General features: G+C 42.9%; 16 protein-coding genes and 1 pseudogene. 4 read left to right on the top strand and 13 right to left on the bottom strand.

Features of this window, described 5'->3' with window-relative positions:
* The first annotated feature begins 11 nt into the window (after window positions 1–11).
* A complete protein-coding gene (gene cmpA, locus MKZ07_RS29730; RefSeq protein WP_143804182.1) occupies window positions 12–149 on the top strand; it encodes a cortex morphogenetic protein CmpA in 138 nt (45 codons plus the stop codon).
* 191 nt (window positions 150–340) lie between these two features.
* Here cmpA and MKZ07_RS29725 read toward each other — a convergent pair whose 3' ends face one another.
* Both MKZ07_RS29725 and MKZ07_RS29720 read right to left on the bottom strand, forming a co-directional pair.
* Window positions 341–511, bottom strand: a complete 171-nt coding sequence (locus MKZ07_RS29725) for a hypothetical protein (protein WP_200869223.1) — start codon at window positions 509–511, stop codon at window positions 341–343.
* A 111-nt stretch (window positions 512–622) separates the two neighbouring features.
* On the bottom strand, window positions 623–1,117 hold the full coding sequence (locus tag MKZ07_RS29720; RefSeq protein ID WP_036697238.1) for a DinB family protein: 495 nt from the start codon (window positions 1,115–1,117) through the stop codon (window positions 623–625).
* A 140-nt stretch (window positions 1,118–1,257) separates the two neighbouring features.
* Here MKZ07_RS29720 and MKZ07_RS29715 point away from each other — a divergent pair, with 140 nt between their 5' ends.
* On the top strand, window positions 1,258–1,830 hold the full coding sequence (locus MKZ07_RS29715) for a CGNR zinc finger domain-containing protein (protein WP_036697240.1): 573 nt from the start codon (window positions 1,258–1,260) through the stop codon (window positions 1,828–1,830).
* A gap of 68 nt (window positions 1,831–1,898) precedes the next feature.
* Here the strand turns inward: MKZ07_RS29715 and MKZ07_RS29710 are convergent, their stop codons facing one another.
* Window positions 1,899–3,032, bottom strand: a complete 1,134-nt coding sequence (locus MKZ07_RS29710; protein WP_305954422.1) for a GGDEF domain-containing protein — start codon at window positions 3,030–3,032, stop codon at window positions 1,899–1,901.
* Window positions 3,033–3,760: 728 nt separating this feature from the next.
* Between MKZ07_RS29710 and MKZ07_RS29705 the strand changes: the two genes are divergently transcribed.
* Together MKZ07_RS29705 and MKZ07_RS29700 are read left to right on the top strand one after the other, a co-directional pair.
* A complete protein-coding gene (locus MKZ07_RS29705; protein WP_036697244.1) occupies window positions 3,761–4,468 on the top strand; it encodes a hypothetical protein in 708 nt (235 codons plus the stop codon).
* A gap of 305 nt (window positions 4,469–4,773) precedes the next feature.
* Window positions 4,774–5,682: a copper amine oxidase N-terminal domain-containing protein gene (locus MKZ07_RS29700; RefSeq protein ID WP_235218492.1), complete on the top strand. Its 909-nt coding sequence runs from the start codon at window positions 4,774–4,776 to the stop codon at window positions 5,680–5,682.
* A gap of 367 nt (window positions 5,683–6,049) precedes the next feature.
* Here the strand turns inward: MKZ07_RS29700 and MKZ07_RS29695 are convergent, their stop codons facing one another.
* From MKZ07_RS29695 to MKZ07_RS29650, 10 genes and pseudogenes are all read right to left on the bottom strand, one after another.
* Window positions 6,050–6,517: a GNAT family N-acetyltransferase gene (locus MKZ07_RS29695; protein WP_036697246.1), complete on the bottom strand. Its 468-nt coding sequence runs from the start codon at window positions 6,515–6,517 to the stop codon at window positions 6,050–6,052.
* 174 nt (window positions 6,518–6,691) lie between these two features.
* On the bottom strand, window positions 6,692–7,171 hold the full coding sequence (locus MKZ07_RS29690) for a YbaK/EbsC family protein (protein ID WP_036697247.1): 480 nt from the start codon (window positions 7,169–7,171) through the stop codon (window positions 6,692–6,694).
* 30 nt (window positions 7,172–7,201) lie between these two features.
* Window positions 7,202–7,759, bottom strand: coding sequence for a helix-turn-helix domain-containing protein (locus tag MKZ07_RS29685; RefSeq protein WP_076161991.1), 558 nt, complete (start codon window positions 7,757–7,759; stop codon window positions 7,202–7,204).
* A 564-nt stretch (window positions 7,760–8,323) separates the two neighbouring features.
* Window positions 8,324–8,767: a GNAT family N-acetyltransferase gene (locus MKZ07_RS29680; RefSeq protein WP_036697251.1), complete on the bottom strand. Its 444-nt coding sequence runs from the start codon at window positions 8,765–8,767 to the stop codon at window positions 8,324–8,326.
* Window positions 8,768–9,094: 327 nt separating this feature from the next.
* Complete coding sequence (locus MKZ07_RS29675) at window positions 9,095–9,619, bottom strand: GNAT family N-acetyltransferase (RefSeq protein ID WP_235218493.1); 525 nt, start codon at window positions 9,617–9,619, stop codon at window positions 9,095–9,097.
* A gap of 2 nt (window positions 9,620–9,621) precedes the next feature.
* The gene (locus MKZ07_RS29670) at window positions 9,622–10,398 is read right to left on the bottom strand and encodes a hypothetical protein (protein ID WP_051493795.1); all 777 of its coding nucleotides are present in this window, start codon (window positions 10,396–10,398) and stop codon (window positions 9,622–9,624) included.
* A gap of 328 nt (window positions 10,399–10,726) precedes the next feature.
* Window positions 10,727–11,122 (bottom strand): VOC family protein, encoded by a 396-nt coding sequence (locus MKZ07_RS29665; RefSeq protein WP_341029106.1) that lies wholly within the window; start codon window positions 11,120–11,122, stop codon window positions 10,727–10,729.
* Between the two features lie 343 nt (window positions 11,123–11,465).
* Window positions 11,466–11,816: pseudogene (locus tag MKZ07_RS29660) on the bottom strand (GNAT family N-acetyltransferase); the annotation flags it as partial.
* A 517-nt stretch (window positions 11,817–12,333) separates the two neighbouring features.
* Window positions 12,334–13,278 (bottom strand): phosphotransferase, encoded by a 945-nt coding sequence (locus MKZ07_RS29655; protein ID WP_162174487.1) that lies wholly within the window; start codon window positions 13,276–13,278, stop codon window positions 12,334–12,336.
* Between the two features lie 1,160 nt (window positions 13,279–14,438).
* The gene (locus MKZ07_RS29650) at window positions 14,439–14,630 is read right to left on the bottom strand and encodes a hypothetical protein (protein ID WP_076161985.1); all 192 of its coding nucleotides are present in this window, start codon (window positions 14,628–14,630) and stop codon (window positions 14,439–14,441) included.
* Window positions 14,631–14,707: the final 77 nt, after the last annotated feature.

The raw sequence follows: 14,707 nt of genomic DNA, 5'->3' as shown, positions 1-14,707 counted from the left end.
GAGGGGTACCCTTGCCACAATGGCTTCGCCAACAGCTCATGAAGGCCTATCTCAAGAAGGACTGCCGTCAGATTAGACTGCTGAATGAATGCTGGTTCTTTTACCGGAATACCGCCGATTCCCACGAGATGATCCAGAAGAACGTATAGCCGTTATGCAAGTGGAAACGGCTTTGCCGTCCTTTTACAGGACGGTACCGTTTCGGCGGGAAATAGAAGGATAATGTATAGCGTGAAACATATTCATTCTTATATTTGAACAAAAAGCCACGATCCCTTGAGGGGGTTCGTGGCTTTTTGGCGTGAATCCGTCCAAGTCTGCACTTAGCTGGGCAACTGGCTTATTTGAACATCGGGAATACGTATTTCACCAGGAAAAACAGAACTCCGAAGGTGATAATAATGTAAGCTGCATATTTAATGAACGTGGATGCGACAAGACTGGAATCCGATTTGCGGTGCACCTCTGTCCGTTCAACCTCAACACTTCTGTCCTTGTAATTCGGCTCCATCCTCAATCTCTCCTCTCCGTTGATAGCTGCATGTCTTCCATTAACCCGGGGATTTGGAGCTGAAACAGAGCCGCCTACGAACAGATCACTTGTAAAATATGGCTGCTGCGCTTAATCGAAACGGCGGGTGCCAGGCCAAGAGCCTTGCAGCTTGCGGACCAGTACAATCTGTCCCGTATGATAGGCATCGTGCAGAATCAGGCTCATGACCTCTTCGCCTGGCGCATGCCCGGAGCCGCCCCATTCATAAGCGCCTTCCTCCAGAGCTACAATAATCTCGCGCAGCGAGGCATGAATGGACTTCAGCTTGTCTACCGCCTGCTTCCAGTCCTCTTCCCCGCTTCCTGTTACAGTGAATGTAGCGTCATTGCTCTCCAGATCAGGCAATTTCTCCATTCCCTTGAGCTTGCGCAACAGACGCTCCTTATAATACGTCAGATGGTTAACATTCTCCCAAATAGAATTGCCCGCAGCTCCCTCCGGCTTCCAGACGGCCTGTTCACTGTCCACACCTTCAAGCGCCGCACTCAGCGGCGGCTGCCAATCCTCCACATCCATCACATAATCCCAGTTCTCGATCAGCACATCGCTAATTTTGTTTTCCATCTATATCCCTCCTGTAAACAACCCCAATAAAAGTTACACGAGCACTGTAACATATTTGCCAGAGCGTATCAAGTAACTAGTGTAACTCAGTTTTAACTGTTACAATCAAGGGAAAGAACATGTGAAGGGACAGATGAAGCTTGCTGTGGGTAGATTTCATGAACAGCTATTGGCGGAATTGGCGGACTAGTGACCGGAGCACGGACCAGGACCGGCTGGAGGACCCCAAATGGCTGGCGGAATGGCTGGTGGAGCACAAGCTGCCGGCAGCAGCCCCTCCCCGGCCGGAGGAGCTGAAGCAGCTCAAAGGACTGCGCGGCTTGTTATGGGACGAGCTGCAGCGGCTGGTCACGGGAGAGTCTCCGTCCACAGCGCTGCTTGCGCAGTTGAATACGTACATGAGCGACGGGCCCGTGATACGGCAGGTGGTCTGGACGGCAGCAGGTGAAGCCGAGATCTCCCTCCAGCCGCAGCGTGCGGACTGGGGGCAGATTATGGCGGAGGTTGCCGCCTCTTTTGCGGCTGCGCTGCTGGAGAAGGAGCCCTCTCGCTTCCGCATTTGCGGGAATCCCGACTGTCTCTGGGCCTATTACGACGATACCCGCAACCGCTCGAAGCGGTACTGCGACGACAAGCTGTGCGGGAATCTGATGAAGGTCCGGCGGTTCCGGGCACGCAAAAAAGCAGCGGAGGGTGAGCCTTCGAAGGAGTAAGCGTGTTACCGGAGGCGGCGGATGAATCATCGGCAGCGTAAGCAGGTTACCAGGTGAGACAAATTTGACTACACAGCATTCCGCTGCGTCAGCGGGGTCAGCGTAGTATTTTTGCCGGAGTGCTTGGCCGTATAGAGGAGATTATCGACTTCTTCGAACAGCGCTTCTTTGGTGGCGCCTTCGGCATAGCTCTTGAGGCCAATGCTGACGGTCACCGCCCCGTGCTCCATCTCTTCATGAAGCGTCTCCGAGAGCATGTGGCGAATCCAATCCATGAGGGTGTAAGCCTCCTCGAAGCTCTTTTCGAACAGCAACACCGCAAATTCCTCGCCGCCGTAGCGGGCAGCAATGTCTGCGGGAGAGAGATGGTCCTTGATGATCTGCGCGACCCGGGCCAGCACCAGATCCCCCATACGGTGTCCATATTTATCGTTAATTCGCTTGAAATTATCGATATCTACCAGCGCAAGATGGAATGGGGCACCCTGACTGCCGTATTCCATCGCTTTTTCATAGAATTCGTGAAAAGAAATATGGTTATACAGTCCTGTCAGTGCATCGGTGGTAGACAGCTTGCGGATCACCGCATTCTCAATCATCAGATCCTGCTTGGCTGTCAGAGTGGCTTCCAGATCGCTTGCCAACTCGCGCCCGTTAATGATGATAATCCCCGCCACCAGCGTGCCAACTAGCAGGAAGAGCGGGATCGCAATCAGGTCGAAATCCGTCAGATAATACTTGAACCAGTAATCCCAGCGGTAGAGAATGAAGAAGGCCGCCGCCTGCAGGCCAGAGGTGAACAAGGTGAGATCCAGCCGAAAAAAGATCGCCGACGCAATAATCGGCAGCAGCATCAACGCCCCGATAATCCGTATATCCATATTCAGATGAATAATCATCATCGCGATAATTGTCCCCGCCACAAACAGCAGCACGAAGGAATACTTCGGTGCCGCAACATCCACCAGTTGCGTCAACCCAACCACCGCACTCATTAGTAGCGTCGGATAGAGCAACACATCATAGTAGAACTCGTGCGCTCCCATGGGATACGGCAAACATACAAAAGACCCCAGCTGGGCCAGGAAATGCAGAGCAATCACCAGCCAGTACGTATACAGAAACCGCTTGACCCACTTCGCCTGCCGGTGCGCCGAAGTCTCCGAAGGGCCCATGTAATCTCTCAATCTCAACGCTCTCACCTGTTGCCCCCCCCGATTAAATTCACACATAGGATGTACACATTGGTCCTATTCTAACATGCCAGGGTCCGGGTCGGATACTCACTTGCGGGATATGTACTTGTGGGGGGTGGGGGAGGGTTAGTGGGATTGGTGAAGTATAGGGGCGAAAGGACGGGGGGTGGGAGCTTGGGGGCAGGTGTTGGTATGAGGGCGATTATTCTTTGTGCGATTTCAATACATGCTCGTACATAAGGAGGGGCCAGACCATGCCTGTGATAGTGCCGATCGCCCCACTTTTAATACACACCCCTACATGAGGAGCTACGCCGACGCGCCGATCGCGAAGCCAGGCTTCATCCGATTTCAATCCACGCACTCATGTAGAGTGCGACAGCGGAAATGGGCATAATCGATGCCTTTCCCCTATCGTTTTACTTCTTTTCCCTTAATATTATATCAGTAAAGTATGAATCACACCTTGACATTCAACTAGCACTCTCGATCTTTCAGGGATTCGACAAATTTCGAGGTGCGAAGATCCTTGAGATTTCATGGGAGCTTGGCATTCGCACCGATTCTCTTTTTCCATTTTAATTCATCGCAAGTATTCTGCATAACTATAAATCTCTCAATATTGTAGTTTTTTTGTTGTGTTCAAGGTATTACATGTCCATCAATCCATTCGATATACTAAGGACAGGTCATTACTAAGCTGAAACGTATGAAGAAGAAGGGAATCTGACTCGATGAAAAAACTAATAGTAAAGTCCGTAGGTATTGTTGCCCTTATAAGCTACATAGTAGGGTGTACTGATCCTTCTCAAATTCAAACTGCGGAGGCGAAAGCAGCGCCAACCCAGACCCCAAAGCCAGCGGCCAAAGCAGATAATATCAATGCACTAATTCCGGCAGGTTGGCACATTCTAGAGCCTGTTCTCGGAGAGAAGGCCATCGCCAAAGGTGACCTAAATAAAGACGGTGTCTCCGATCTTGCAATGGTCATAGAGAAGAATTCAGTCAAGGACGAGGCGTCTCCACGGTCACTCTTAATTGCTTTTGGTGGCAAAAATAATAAGTACACCCTATCCATCATCGCCAAAAATGTCATTTTGCGGGCGGATGAGGGCGGAGTTTGGGGCGATCCTTTTGATAGCCTGACCATTGACCGGGGTTCTGTCCTGGTTAGCGATTATGGGGGGAGCAACTGGAGATGGTATAACAAATATAGATTCCGGTATCAAGATAAGGATTGGTTTTTGATCGGTTACACGAGCGGTAGCTACTTTACAGGAGCAACCACCATAGATCAAGCGGACGAGGATGATATCAATTTTTTGACCGGACAATTTATTGAGAGAAGAACGGACGAACAAGGACATACCACAACGAAAAAAGGAACTCAGAGGAAAAAACCTTTGATCCGCCTAAAGGAGTTCAACTCCGAAAATTTATAGCAAGTGTTTAGAAGTAACCCATACTTATCGGCCAGCATTTTTACCATCGTTGATTTTCCAGCATAGGCTGTCCCATTTATGAACAGAACGATTTTCAGGTAATGCTTGATAATACGATTATTTATTTCCACGGTAAGTCCGTAAGTCCTCCCTATCATGATACAGCGTATTACGTTGGCGCAAACTTCGATATAGATTATCTCACAAGCCTAACTTATAGCAACCTTCTCCTCTCTCGTGCGTCTACAATTGCAGGAAGAATAAAACATAAATTGGAACAAGGAGGATTTGCATTAGTGAACACAATGTTGAAAAAAGGCGTTGCCGGGTGGCTTATCGCGTCAATGCTATTCACTGGAAGTGCCTTAATGGGAACGGCTTCAGCCGCATCAGCTGCCATTCAGATCTCGATGAACAACTCGTTTGTGGATACAGATGTGGCCCCATATATCACGAATGGCACGACGATGGTCCCCCTGCAGGTGGCCCAAAAAATCCCCGGCAGCTCCATCCAATGGAACAACGCCTCGAAAACAGTCACGCTTACCCGGGACGGACAGACCGTGACCTTAGTGGCAGGCCAACAAACAGCAAAGATCGGTAATAAAGAAGTGAAACTCGAAGCAGCTTCGGTCATCCGAAAAGGGCGGGTGATGGTTCCCTTACGCTTCATCGCTGAATCGACCGGAGCCTATGTCTTGTGGAATCCCAAGCAGCGGATCGTCTTCGTCGCTTCGAGGCCCAGTGAAGAGCTTAAGCAGCAATTAGCGTCCTCTAATCTGGCTGAAGCCCGGACCGCCGCCCTGAAACTGCCCAGAGTTAGCGCACTTAAACAATTTGAAGTGAGTGGCGTAGAAGGAGGCAATTTCGATTACTATTTCCCGGAGGGCAGGGCCGACCAATTTTTCCTATCCGGGGGTAACAGTATCTCTTACTATGAGGTTGTGGGGGACCATAGCGAAGTCAAGTGGACCGCCACCTTCGACTGGAAGGTTAAAGCAGCAAGCGGACTGTTCTTTAAACCTTACCAAATTACCAACCAGGACGGCACACTCCCCAAACTAACGGGCCGGGTCGTATTCTACCATTTCATGGGACATATTGGAGCAGCGGGTTATGGATTCATTGATCCTGACGGGAACGTGACTACTTTGGGAATGAAGGATATGAATTCTGAGGTGTTTTTTGAGATTCCGGGAGAGGTGAAGCCTTAACCCATTGTCATTGAAAAAGCGGACAACGTAGCTCTATCCAGGCGTTGTCCGCTTTAGTGTGCCTACCAACCATTTTGCCGCATCCAGGAGGTCCTTCGCAATATAATCTGGTGCTGCCTGCTCATACCACAGGTGACGGTATTTATCCAAAGACTGCAAGCATATCGGTCAAAACCACATCGCCAATCACCGCACACCGGGTATCACCCACAAATTACAGCTTGAAGAGTCAAGCGGACTCACCTCTTTTTCCTGAATACTCCAAAAATTATAATAAAAATAAGAACAACGATTATGAACCCGCTCAACGCAATCCCCCCCTTTTTTGGGATTATATCATGAGCATTATGGTATGAATATCAGACTCTTAGTGTGAGTGTAGAGATTGATCCTTTACCAATTCCCAGTTTATCATTCCGTTCTCTACTCCGGTTCGTGTAAAACTCAATTTCTCCAGAACTCTGATAGACGGAATATTATCGATAAGGCACTCGGCCACAATTTTTTGGACTTTTTTTGATGATAAGGCCCATTCTATAATAGCTCCTACCGACTCAGTGGCTATACCCATATTATGCATCTCAGGAATAAGGCCAAATCCAACTTCTACAATTCCTTGATGATCAGGCTTTCCCTTGAAGCCAATATCACCGATAATTTGTTGATTATCCGTCAAGGTTACAAACCACGCACCCCAGCCTAATAATTCAGGGTCCTCTTTAAGCTTATCTAAATAGTTAATGATATGATTTCTAACAGAATATGTTTCTGATACTTTTATGTAATTTTCTTGGGTAAAAGGGGTAATGCTGAGCCGTTCTGTCTGAATGTGCATAATTAATTCCTCCTCTTGACTGGCTGCGCATGGAATAATTATACAAACAGACTTCTTTAAAAACCAGGTGAAAGTTGAATAAAACCAAACTACACTGCCCTAACTTTAGGGGCGTACTCGCCACACAGAACTAACATCCCCGTTAGCGAGCTAACTTGAAAGGTAGACATGAATTTATTTTACACAGATGACTCGTCCGTTTGTCATTTGAATTAATTCTTCGGGTGTTAATTGAAACACAGCTCTTGGATGTCCGGCAGCAGCCCATATCTCTCTATATTGTAACAAATCTTGATCAACAAAAGTGAGGATCGACTCTTTATGTCCTAAAGGCGGTACGCCTCCAATAACAAATCCTGTGTGTTCACGTACAAAATCAGCGTCAGCTTTTCCCAATTTGTCATTCAGATAGCTAATAATTTGTTTTTCGTTAATCCGGTTGACTCCGCTTGCTATAACCAATAAGGGTTTATCTTCATTTTTGAGCCGAAAGATAATGGACTTCGCTATGTGTGCAACCTCGCAGCCTATCGCATCGGCAGCTTCCTGTGCAGTTCGTGTACTGTCAGGCAGTTCTACAACTTGATTTGCATACCCCAGTTCCAATAGTTTGTTTTGAACCTGCTGGGCACTATCTTTAAGTTGACTTGTCAACGTGTATTCCTCCTTAATCATTACATGCAATTAAGAATCCATATAATGCATAATCACATGTATCGTCACATCTTCGTCCGATTTATTGATATAACGGTGTTCAATATTGCCTGTAAATTTTATAGCCTGGCCTTCTTGTAATTCGTATATTTCGTCCTTAATCTGTAGACTGAACACTCCGGAGGTAACCGTGATATACTCTTGAACCCCATCATTGTGCGGGAATGAAACATAGTTACAAGTAGGGCTGAGAATAATCGTAAACGTTTCAATACGTGTCTGCGGATCAAACGGAAATAGTAAGTACACTCTACATTTTCCATTGTCTTCTGTTAAATCTGGAATTTCTTTTCGAGTTGCAATGGATACTACTGCGTCATCCTCTTTAAGTAGAGATGAGAACGAAATATTGAGTCCCGTAGCAATTTTCCACACGGTTGTCACTGTGGGCTGCGTTTCTCCCCGCTCAATTTGATGAAGCATACCTTTGCTAACCTTCGTTAAATCAGCGAGCTTATCTAAGCTTAACTGCCTATTCTTTCTAATACGCTGCAGGTTGTTTCCTATCCTGATGTGTATAGCATTCAAGAAATTGCACCTCCTTCTTGTTCATTATAATATACAAATGTAGTAATATACAATACGTTCCGTGAAGTAACCCAAACCCCGTCCACTCTCATTCTCATCAATGAACAATGGTGCAATCCATGACGATAAATCTTTTCGACTTGTCGTTCTCCAATAGTAGGAATGTGTATGGCAACCCAGCTTCAGCCGATAAACTTTTGTCGATTTTTGGGAGGATCACCTTCTTTACATTTGGCCACTTTTCTTTAACCTATTCAGCAAGCTCAATATACCGCTCTGGACACTCTGTTATAGATTTAATACCTTGCATTAAGTCCACTCCTTGAAAAAGCTGCTTCCAGTTTACACTTTAAGTTAACTATGGGATGGGAAATTTCATTTATGTACTCTGCACGAGATGAGGCCAGTGAACAGTAGACGTATACTGCGCACTAAAGGAGGGATAGTACGGGGAGAAAACTCAGCTTGTCGCGGCAGCTCTGAACTAAAAACCAAAGTCAAAGACTGCCGCTGTTATTGTTTAACTAACGTTTCTTCGTTAGTTAAACGCAAAATAGTTATTCATTAGTCAAGTTTAATAAACTTATCAAAGCAGTATGAATCTTTGTCATAGCCATTTTGTTCATAGAAAGCATGAGCCTCGGTTCGCCTCATCCCTGAGCATAGAATTATGCTGGATATTCCGCAATCTTTCGCATAATTTTCAGTGTATCTTAACAGTTTAGTGCCTACCTTTTGTCGCTGAAAATCATTATGTATAGCAAGTCCGGTTATATGCAGATAATCATTCGCAGACCCTACAGCTAATGCATGAACGCTAGATATAAAACCAACAACATGGTTCTCAAGTAACGCAACAAACGTTTTGTAATTGCCCGCCATTCTCATCTGTTCCATCTTAACGCGAAAGTTCTCATCCGTAACAGTATGAACGCCAAGTACATTGTTCCATAAGAAAACAACTTCATTATAATCGTTTGCTATAATTTCTCGTATCTTAATTTCCATACCCTGCCCCCGTTATTAAGATATTCACAATAAAGTATTCGTCGATTAAATGAAGCAATCCTGCCCGTTAGCTTAATGAAGCATTTTCATCGAGAGTCATAGTGCTTGTTGGACAGTCCGAGAATAAGGCGTAACAGAAAGGGGATTTTAATTTGTACACTGTTTACAAGAGTGGACTAGTGAACTTTTGACGTATACTGTTCAGTAAGAGCGGGATAGTACGGTGAAAATTCAACCTATCATGGCAGTTCCGAACGAAAAACAGAGTCATAAACTGCCGCTATGTTGATGAAACAACGTTTCTCGTTAGTTGAACAGACTAATCTACTAAAGTTGAAACTCTAATTGATAATCGTTTGGATCGTTTTCGTATAGTTTCTTATTTATCTCTACCGTCTCTTTACAGCCAATTGCAAAATAAAATGCAACCGTCTCCTCGGCAGAACCAGCACAAATATATATTTTATCTGCTTTCCACGCTTTAGCTCTTTCTGCGATTATTAAGAATAGCTTTCTACCAATTCCTTTATTCCTATGCTCTAATGAAATAAATAACTGGTCTAATAAAACGTATTTATATTTTTCACCAAAGAACTCACGATTTAATGTTGCGAACCCTATTAATTTGTTGTTTTCATCAAAAGCACCAACCGCTTCACCGTTACTTAATATAGTTGCTTTTAAACTGTTGAAATGATGTTCATAACCATTAGCCCAATCAGAATCTTGATAATTAATTTTGACTAACTGGCGTTTTCCATCAACTTCTCTCCATGCATTATTTATGTATTGTGAAGGATTTATATCATTTATCAGTACACACTCTTCAATCGCTAATTTTCTATACTGCATACTCAATATAAATTACCTCCTCTAGCTTCATCACTCATATTACTTTCGATCCCTTTATACACCTTAATAAATTCTTCACCTTCATTCAGAGAATCCAACAGCTTTAATAGACCAGGAGTACCCACAATTCCATACCACCTCGAAACCTCATAACACGCCAGTTCATAGTTCATACGACTTTGAGCATTAGGCTGGAATGCAGAGTGGGAGTCCAATAGGTCGAAATTTATTGATTCTTTGCCGTCTTTCGTTTGGATTTTCCAAGTTTTTTCATTATCTGTAAATCGGCCATCGACCATAGCGGCTAGCCCCTCATCAAACCATACTGGCACTTTGCTGCTGTTTTTGAGCCTCTTTCTTAATTCTGCATGGGTGAATTCATGAGCAATAACATTCTCGTTATAACCCCTTGAGCCGATTACAATGTAGTTATTCCATGGATAATAATAAGTTTGTCCAATATCAGAATCCGCATAATTATCCAAAGCCTTTTTTGATTTTGCATAGATTACAACAGGGGCCGATTCTTTTGGACCAAAAAGTACATTAATTTTCGCAGAAGATATTTGAACAAAATGGATTAGTTCTGCTTTTTCACTCTCATTGATTTCAGGTTCAACGAATACATTAGGAGCAATTTGGTTCATTCTAGAGTATTTGACTAATACAGCATTTGTTTGCTTCGCATAACTCAAATACAAGATTAGTACGACAAGAGCGAATATCAGAATGGTAGAAAAGGTGATGATTTTGATCCTTTTGGATCTGAGTAGTATCAATGTAGTATTCTCCTTACGCATATAGCACACCATGTTTAATAGGAACAAATCATGTTGCGATAAATTACTTTATAGTGTCGTACTAGCTTCAGCCGATAAACTTTCATCAATTTTTGGGAGGACCACCTTCTTTACATTTGGCCACTTTTCTTTAACCTATTCAGCAAGCTCAATATGACGTTCTGGGCACTCTGTTATAGATTTAATAACTTGCATTAAGTCCATTCCTTCAAAAAATCTGCTTCCAGTTTACACCTTATGTTAACTTATGGGATGGAAAGTTTTATTTAAAGTTACTGAGAGGGAAAAATCATGTTAGATTGCTTTCTTAAAAGATTAACTCACAATCATTATGCTCCCATACATCAAATAAGTTTCCATCTAGGTCTTCAAAAACAAAAAACTTGCCGTACATGCCTTCATTGCTAATAGGTCTGGTCGTAACTCCCCCAGATGTTAGCCTCATGTGTAATGAGTCAATATCATCTGTAAAAAATGTTACAATCCACCTTTGCCGTCCATTTACTTCAAACACTGCTCTTGTGTCATTATCAGATTCAATTAAATCAATTATTGGACGGTTGTCCCTGAATAAGCTTAAATAGTTTCCCCTATCATTTCTGATGTTAAAACCAAAATGACTGACAAACCATTCTGCAGATTTTTTTACATCTTTAACCGGAATTACATTATATGCGATTCCTAAGATTTTTCCATTTTCCATCTACTCAGCCCCTTTCTTAATTTATCTCGATAATTATTTCAAGGTGGTTACCATACTATCCTGCCCGCTGGCTTAAATGGTTTTTTTCATAGAGCGTCATAGTGACTATTGCGCAGTACGAAGAAATAGTAAATGTATGCGTTATCAAATTACGCTCCCACAGGGGGAGCGACCAAACGAAGATGAGTTATATACGCAAACTGTGTCGTAAGAAAGCGATTGGACGTTACCCCCAAATATTAAACGACGGCGGCCTTGAAGGAGTAAACAAAGCCAAAGACTGCCGCAGCGTTTTGAACTAGCGTGTTCTGCTAGCAGAACGATAGTTCGAATAATACATCAATTAAAAAAAGGACTTTGGATACTTCAACTCGCCCTTAATTGTTGTTTTTATCTTTCCTTCTGTTAATTCAAAGACCATAAAAACGTCATCTGGTACGTCAAATTGCTTTAGTTCAAATCCACAGTTTCTCGCTGGCTTAAATCCAAATTTCGGATAATAAGTCGGATGTCCTATTATTACGAATACAAATTCATAACCTAATGCTTCACATCTTTTTAAGCCTTCTTGAATTAGTGTACCACCAATCCCTGTTTTTTGGTTGCTTGGCAATACTGCAATAGGGCCAAGAACTATGACCTCATGAGAGTGTTCATCGTCAACAATTTCAGCTTTGCTAAATAACGCATGACCTACTTTTTTGTCATTTTATTCCACAATAAGGGATAGTTCAGGGATGAAATCATCAGATATTCTAATGCTTTCAATTAATTTTGATTCATCTTCCCTATTTCCAAAAGCCAAATAATTCAATTTAAATACTTCACCAAAATCATTTAATTGTTCTGATCTAACTTTAATGTAAATCGCATCCTTTTCTTTTTAATGCAAATAATATTACACCAATTTCTTCTTCGAGATTGGGAAAGTACTCCTATAGTCAAAATTTACTGCCTGGGAGCTTAATTAATCTCCTTTATCATCGAGAGCCATAGTGATTGTTGCACAGTCCGAAGATAGGGCGTAACAGAAAGGGGATTTCAGTTTATGTACTCTGCCAAGGGTGGACCAGTGGACTATTGACGCAAACTGTACAGTAAAGGGGGGGTATGTACGGTGAGAAACCGCAGCCTATTGCGGCAGCTCTGAACGAATAACAAAGTCATAAGCAGCCAATGTGTTGTTTAACTAGCGTTTTTCGTTAGGTTGGTTAATTTCCCACCACCATGTCTAAATATTTCTTTAAGTTATCTTTGGCGTAAGAATTATTAGACCAAGCTCCTAAATTCCAACTCATATATCTAAGTCCCAGGTAGCGGGAAGCAATTCCATACATTTGACTGAAATGATCATAAGAAAATTCTATGCTTTTATCAGCCAGTAGCCCCCTGTAATCCTTAATTTGTTCCAAGGTAACACAACGGAGTGGGATATCTAAAAATAAAGAGCCATACCTAGCTGCTTCCCAATCAATAAAGAGTACATCAGAATTGTTATGTACCAATACATTTCCTGGATTAAGGTCGTTATGAATTAACGTTTGGCTGCTTTCATCATTTATTACATGTTTAATATCCTCAATAATCGTATCAGCAACAGCTTCCACTAAGGGGATGTAATGCCCGAAGATATCTATAAACTGTTCATTTTTCTTAGCAGCTTGCCATTGGGGTCTCCACCACTCGAATATCGTCTTTTCTATATATAAGCTGTCTACTTCAGGTAACCATGAAAGTTCGTTTCTTTGGCCAAAGTTAGAGGCGTGAATGTAGGCTAGTGCCTTCGTTTCACTCTTCTGAAGTAAACTAACATTTATGTTACTATAGTTTGTTTGATAATCAACATCCTGTATGCAAATAAGAAACCTTTCATCTAATTCAGAACCATAGGAAAAAGAAAAAGGTACACTTGCTCCTTGGGAGTAAAGCCTCGTCAATACCTGTCGTTCTATCATGGTTGCATATTTTGAAACAAGGGACCACTTCGATGTTTCGTCAAGTATCTTCAATTGTACACTATGGCGCATTAACTCAACTGCTTGTAAGCCCATACTAATAGGCGTGCTTTCAATGCTTACAACTTCTGCATTAGGATCTATATATTTCTTTACAGTCTCTTGTACCAATCTTAGGAGGTAGTTATTTATTAACGTCAATTTGTTCACCCATTCATATTACATTTTGCCTAAATATACCATATTACTCATTTTCAATGTGAGAAAAGTTTAAGACCGTTTGCTTCACTAATCTGTCTGTTAGCTTAATGCCTGGCATACGGCGTAACAGAAAGGAGTGAAACCATGGACTATAAGCAGAAGACCTTCATAGAATGTGGATTGCGGCAGTGTAAGGCTTGAGCCGGCGAAAAGAATGACGACCCATGCGGCGCGCTTACTGGTTGTATCATCTGCCCGGTTGTGACCATCGACAAAAGCTCTCAGGAGTTCGCGAAGCACAACCCGTGGTTACAGCCGTATGTTGGACTGCGCAATCTGATGATTCAAATGTACAAGACACGCGGAATTAAGCCGGTCGAAGACGCAGCGGAGGTTGAGCGGTTAATGAGACGAAGATCAAGGGATTGCAGGTTAGCTATCAAATCGTTTGGAATCATCTGTATGACACTCCGGACCGCGAGAACAGGTAAATAAAAAAGCCTGATATAAGCCAGGTTTAAGCATTCTTGTGTCTAAAGAAACCAACGGCACAGCTAAGAGTCGTTAAACCAAACATAATAGCACGATATTCGATATACAGAAAATCGAGAGTCAAAAAAATAGTTAAAGCAGATAGCCATATCGTGAAATATGTACTTTGGCTTCGAGTCATGTTAAATCATCCTTCCAACAAGGTATATAAATACAATATATACCATTACAATAAAGGGTTGCAATACATTTATTGCAACGCTCGAATTAGGGTAGAGAACGAAGAATCCGAGGACAAGGATTGTGGGAGGGTTAACCTCCCTCTCCCTCGAAGGAGAGGACACATAACCATTATATATTGAAAGAACAATGATACAAACAAGTTACTGAGCGCCAGGGGCTTAATAAAAACAGCTACAAAAATTGGTATACGTATGCGCAGTGCATATAATCCATGCTACCATGCACTGGGGGGGCTTGGATCTCCCCTCTAAAAACCAATTTACTTTTTCTTACGCTTACTTAGGAACACAGTCAAACAACTAATAGCCGCGAGGAACGCAAGAATAACTGGTACTAATTGATTATTAGTCAAGTGCCACACCTCCAAGTTACAAATAATTCCACCTTTCTTTTGTGAGTTGAAACATGAAGCTGTAATGTTATGTTCAAAATTTATCCGGATTTTTAACTCTAATGGAGACTACTTCTCCGCACTTTTTACAAAATGTATATATAACCGGGGAGCCAAAAGAAAATGTTTTACCAATCGGCATTAATCTAGCATCCACAGCGTTCACTTCACCTTTAGCAAAGGTAGTACCTCCACAAGCTTTACAAGTTGTGTTTTCTTGAATCATAATAACCATCCTCAACAGAATATTTTTCCATTAATACGAATTATCCCAATGGTAGGTTTCATTAATAAAATGTGTTA

It is taken from the genome of Paenibacillus sp. FSL P4-0338, assembly GCF_038002365.1.
Classification (GTDB): Bacteria; Bacillota; Bacilli; order Paenibacillales; family Paenibacillaceae; genus Paenibacillus_AQ.
This window is presented reverse-complemented; position numbering and strand designations above follow the sequence as displayed.

Coding starts and splice junctions, on each gene's coding strand:
- MKZ07_RS29665 (WP_341029106.1), bottom strand. CDS start 11,122: ATGGAAAATGGAAAAATCTTAGGAATCGCATATAATGTAATTCCGGTT.
- MKZ07_RS29695 (WP_036697246.1), bottom strand. CDS start 6,517: ATGCACATTCAGACAGAACGGCTCAGCATTACCCCTTTTACCCAAGAA.
- MKZ07_RS29705 (WP_036697244.1), top strand. CDS start 3,761: ATGAAAAAACTAATAGTAAAGTCCGTAGGTATTGTTGCCCTTATAAGC.
- MKZ07_RS29720 (WP_036697238.1), bottom strand. CDS start 1,117: ATGGAAAACAAAATTAGCGATGTGCTGATCGAGAACTGGGATTATGTG.
- MKZ07_RS29725 (WP_200869223.1), bottom strand. CDS start 511: ATGGAGCCGAATTACAAGGACAGAAGTGTTGAGGTTGAACGGACAGAG.
- MKZ07_RS29675 (WP_235218493.1), bottom strand. CDS start 9,619: ATGCAGTATAGAAAATTAGCGATTGAAGAGTGTGTACTGATAAATGAT.
- MKZ07_RS29680 (WP_036697251.1), bottom strand. CDS start 8,767: ATGGAAATTAAGATACGAGAAATTATAGCAAACGATTATAATGAAGTT.
- MKZ07_RS29650 (WP_076161985.1), bottom strand. CDS start 14,630: ATGATTCAAGAAAACACAACTTGTAAAGCTTGTGGAGGTACTACCTTT.
- MKZ07_RS29700 (WP_235218492.1), top strand. CDS start 4,774: ATGTTGAAAAAAGGCGTTGCCGGGTGGCTTATCGCGTCAATGCTATTC.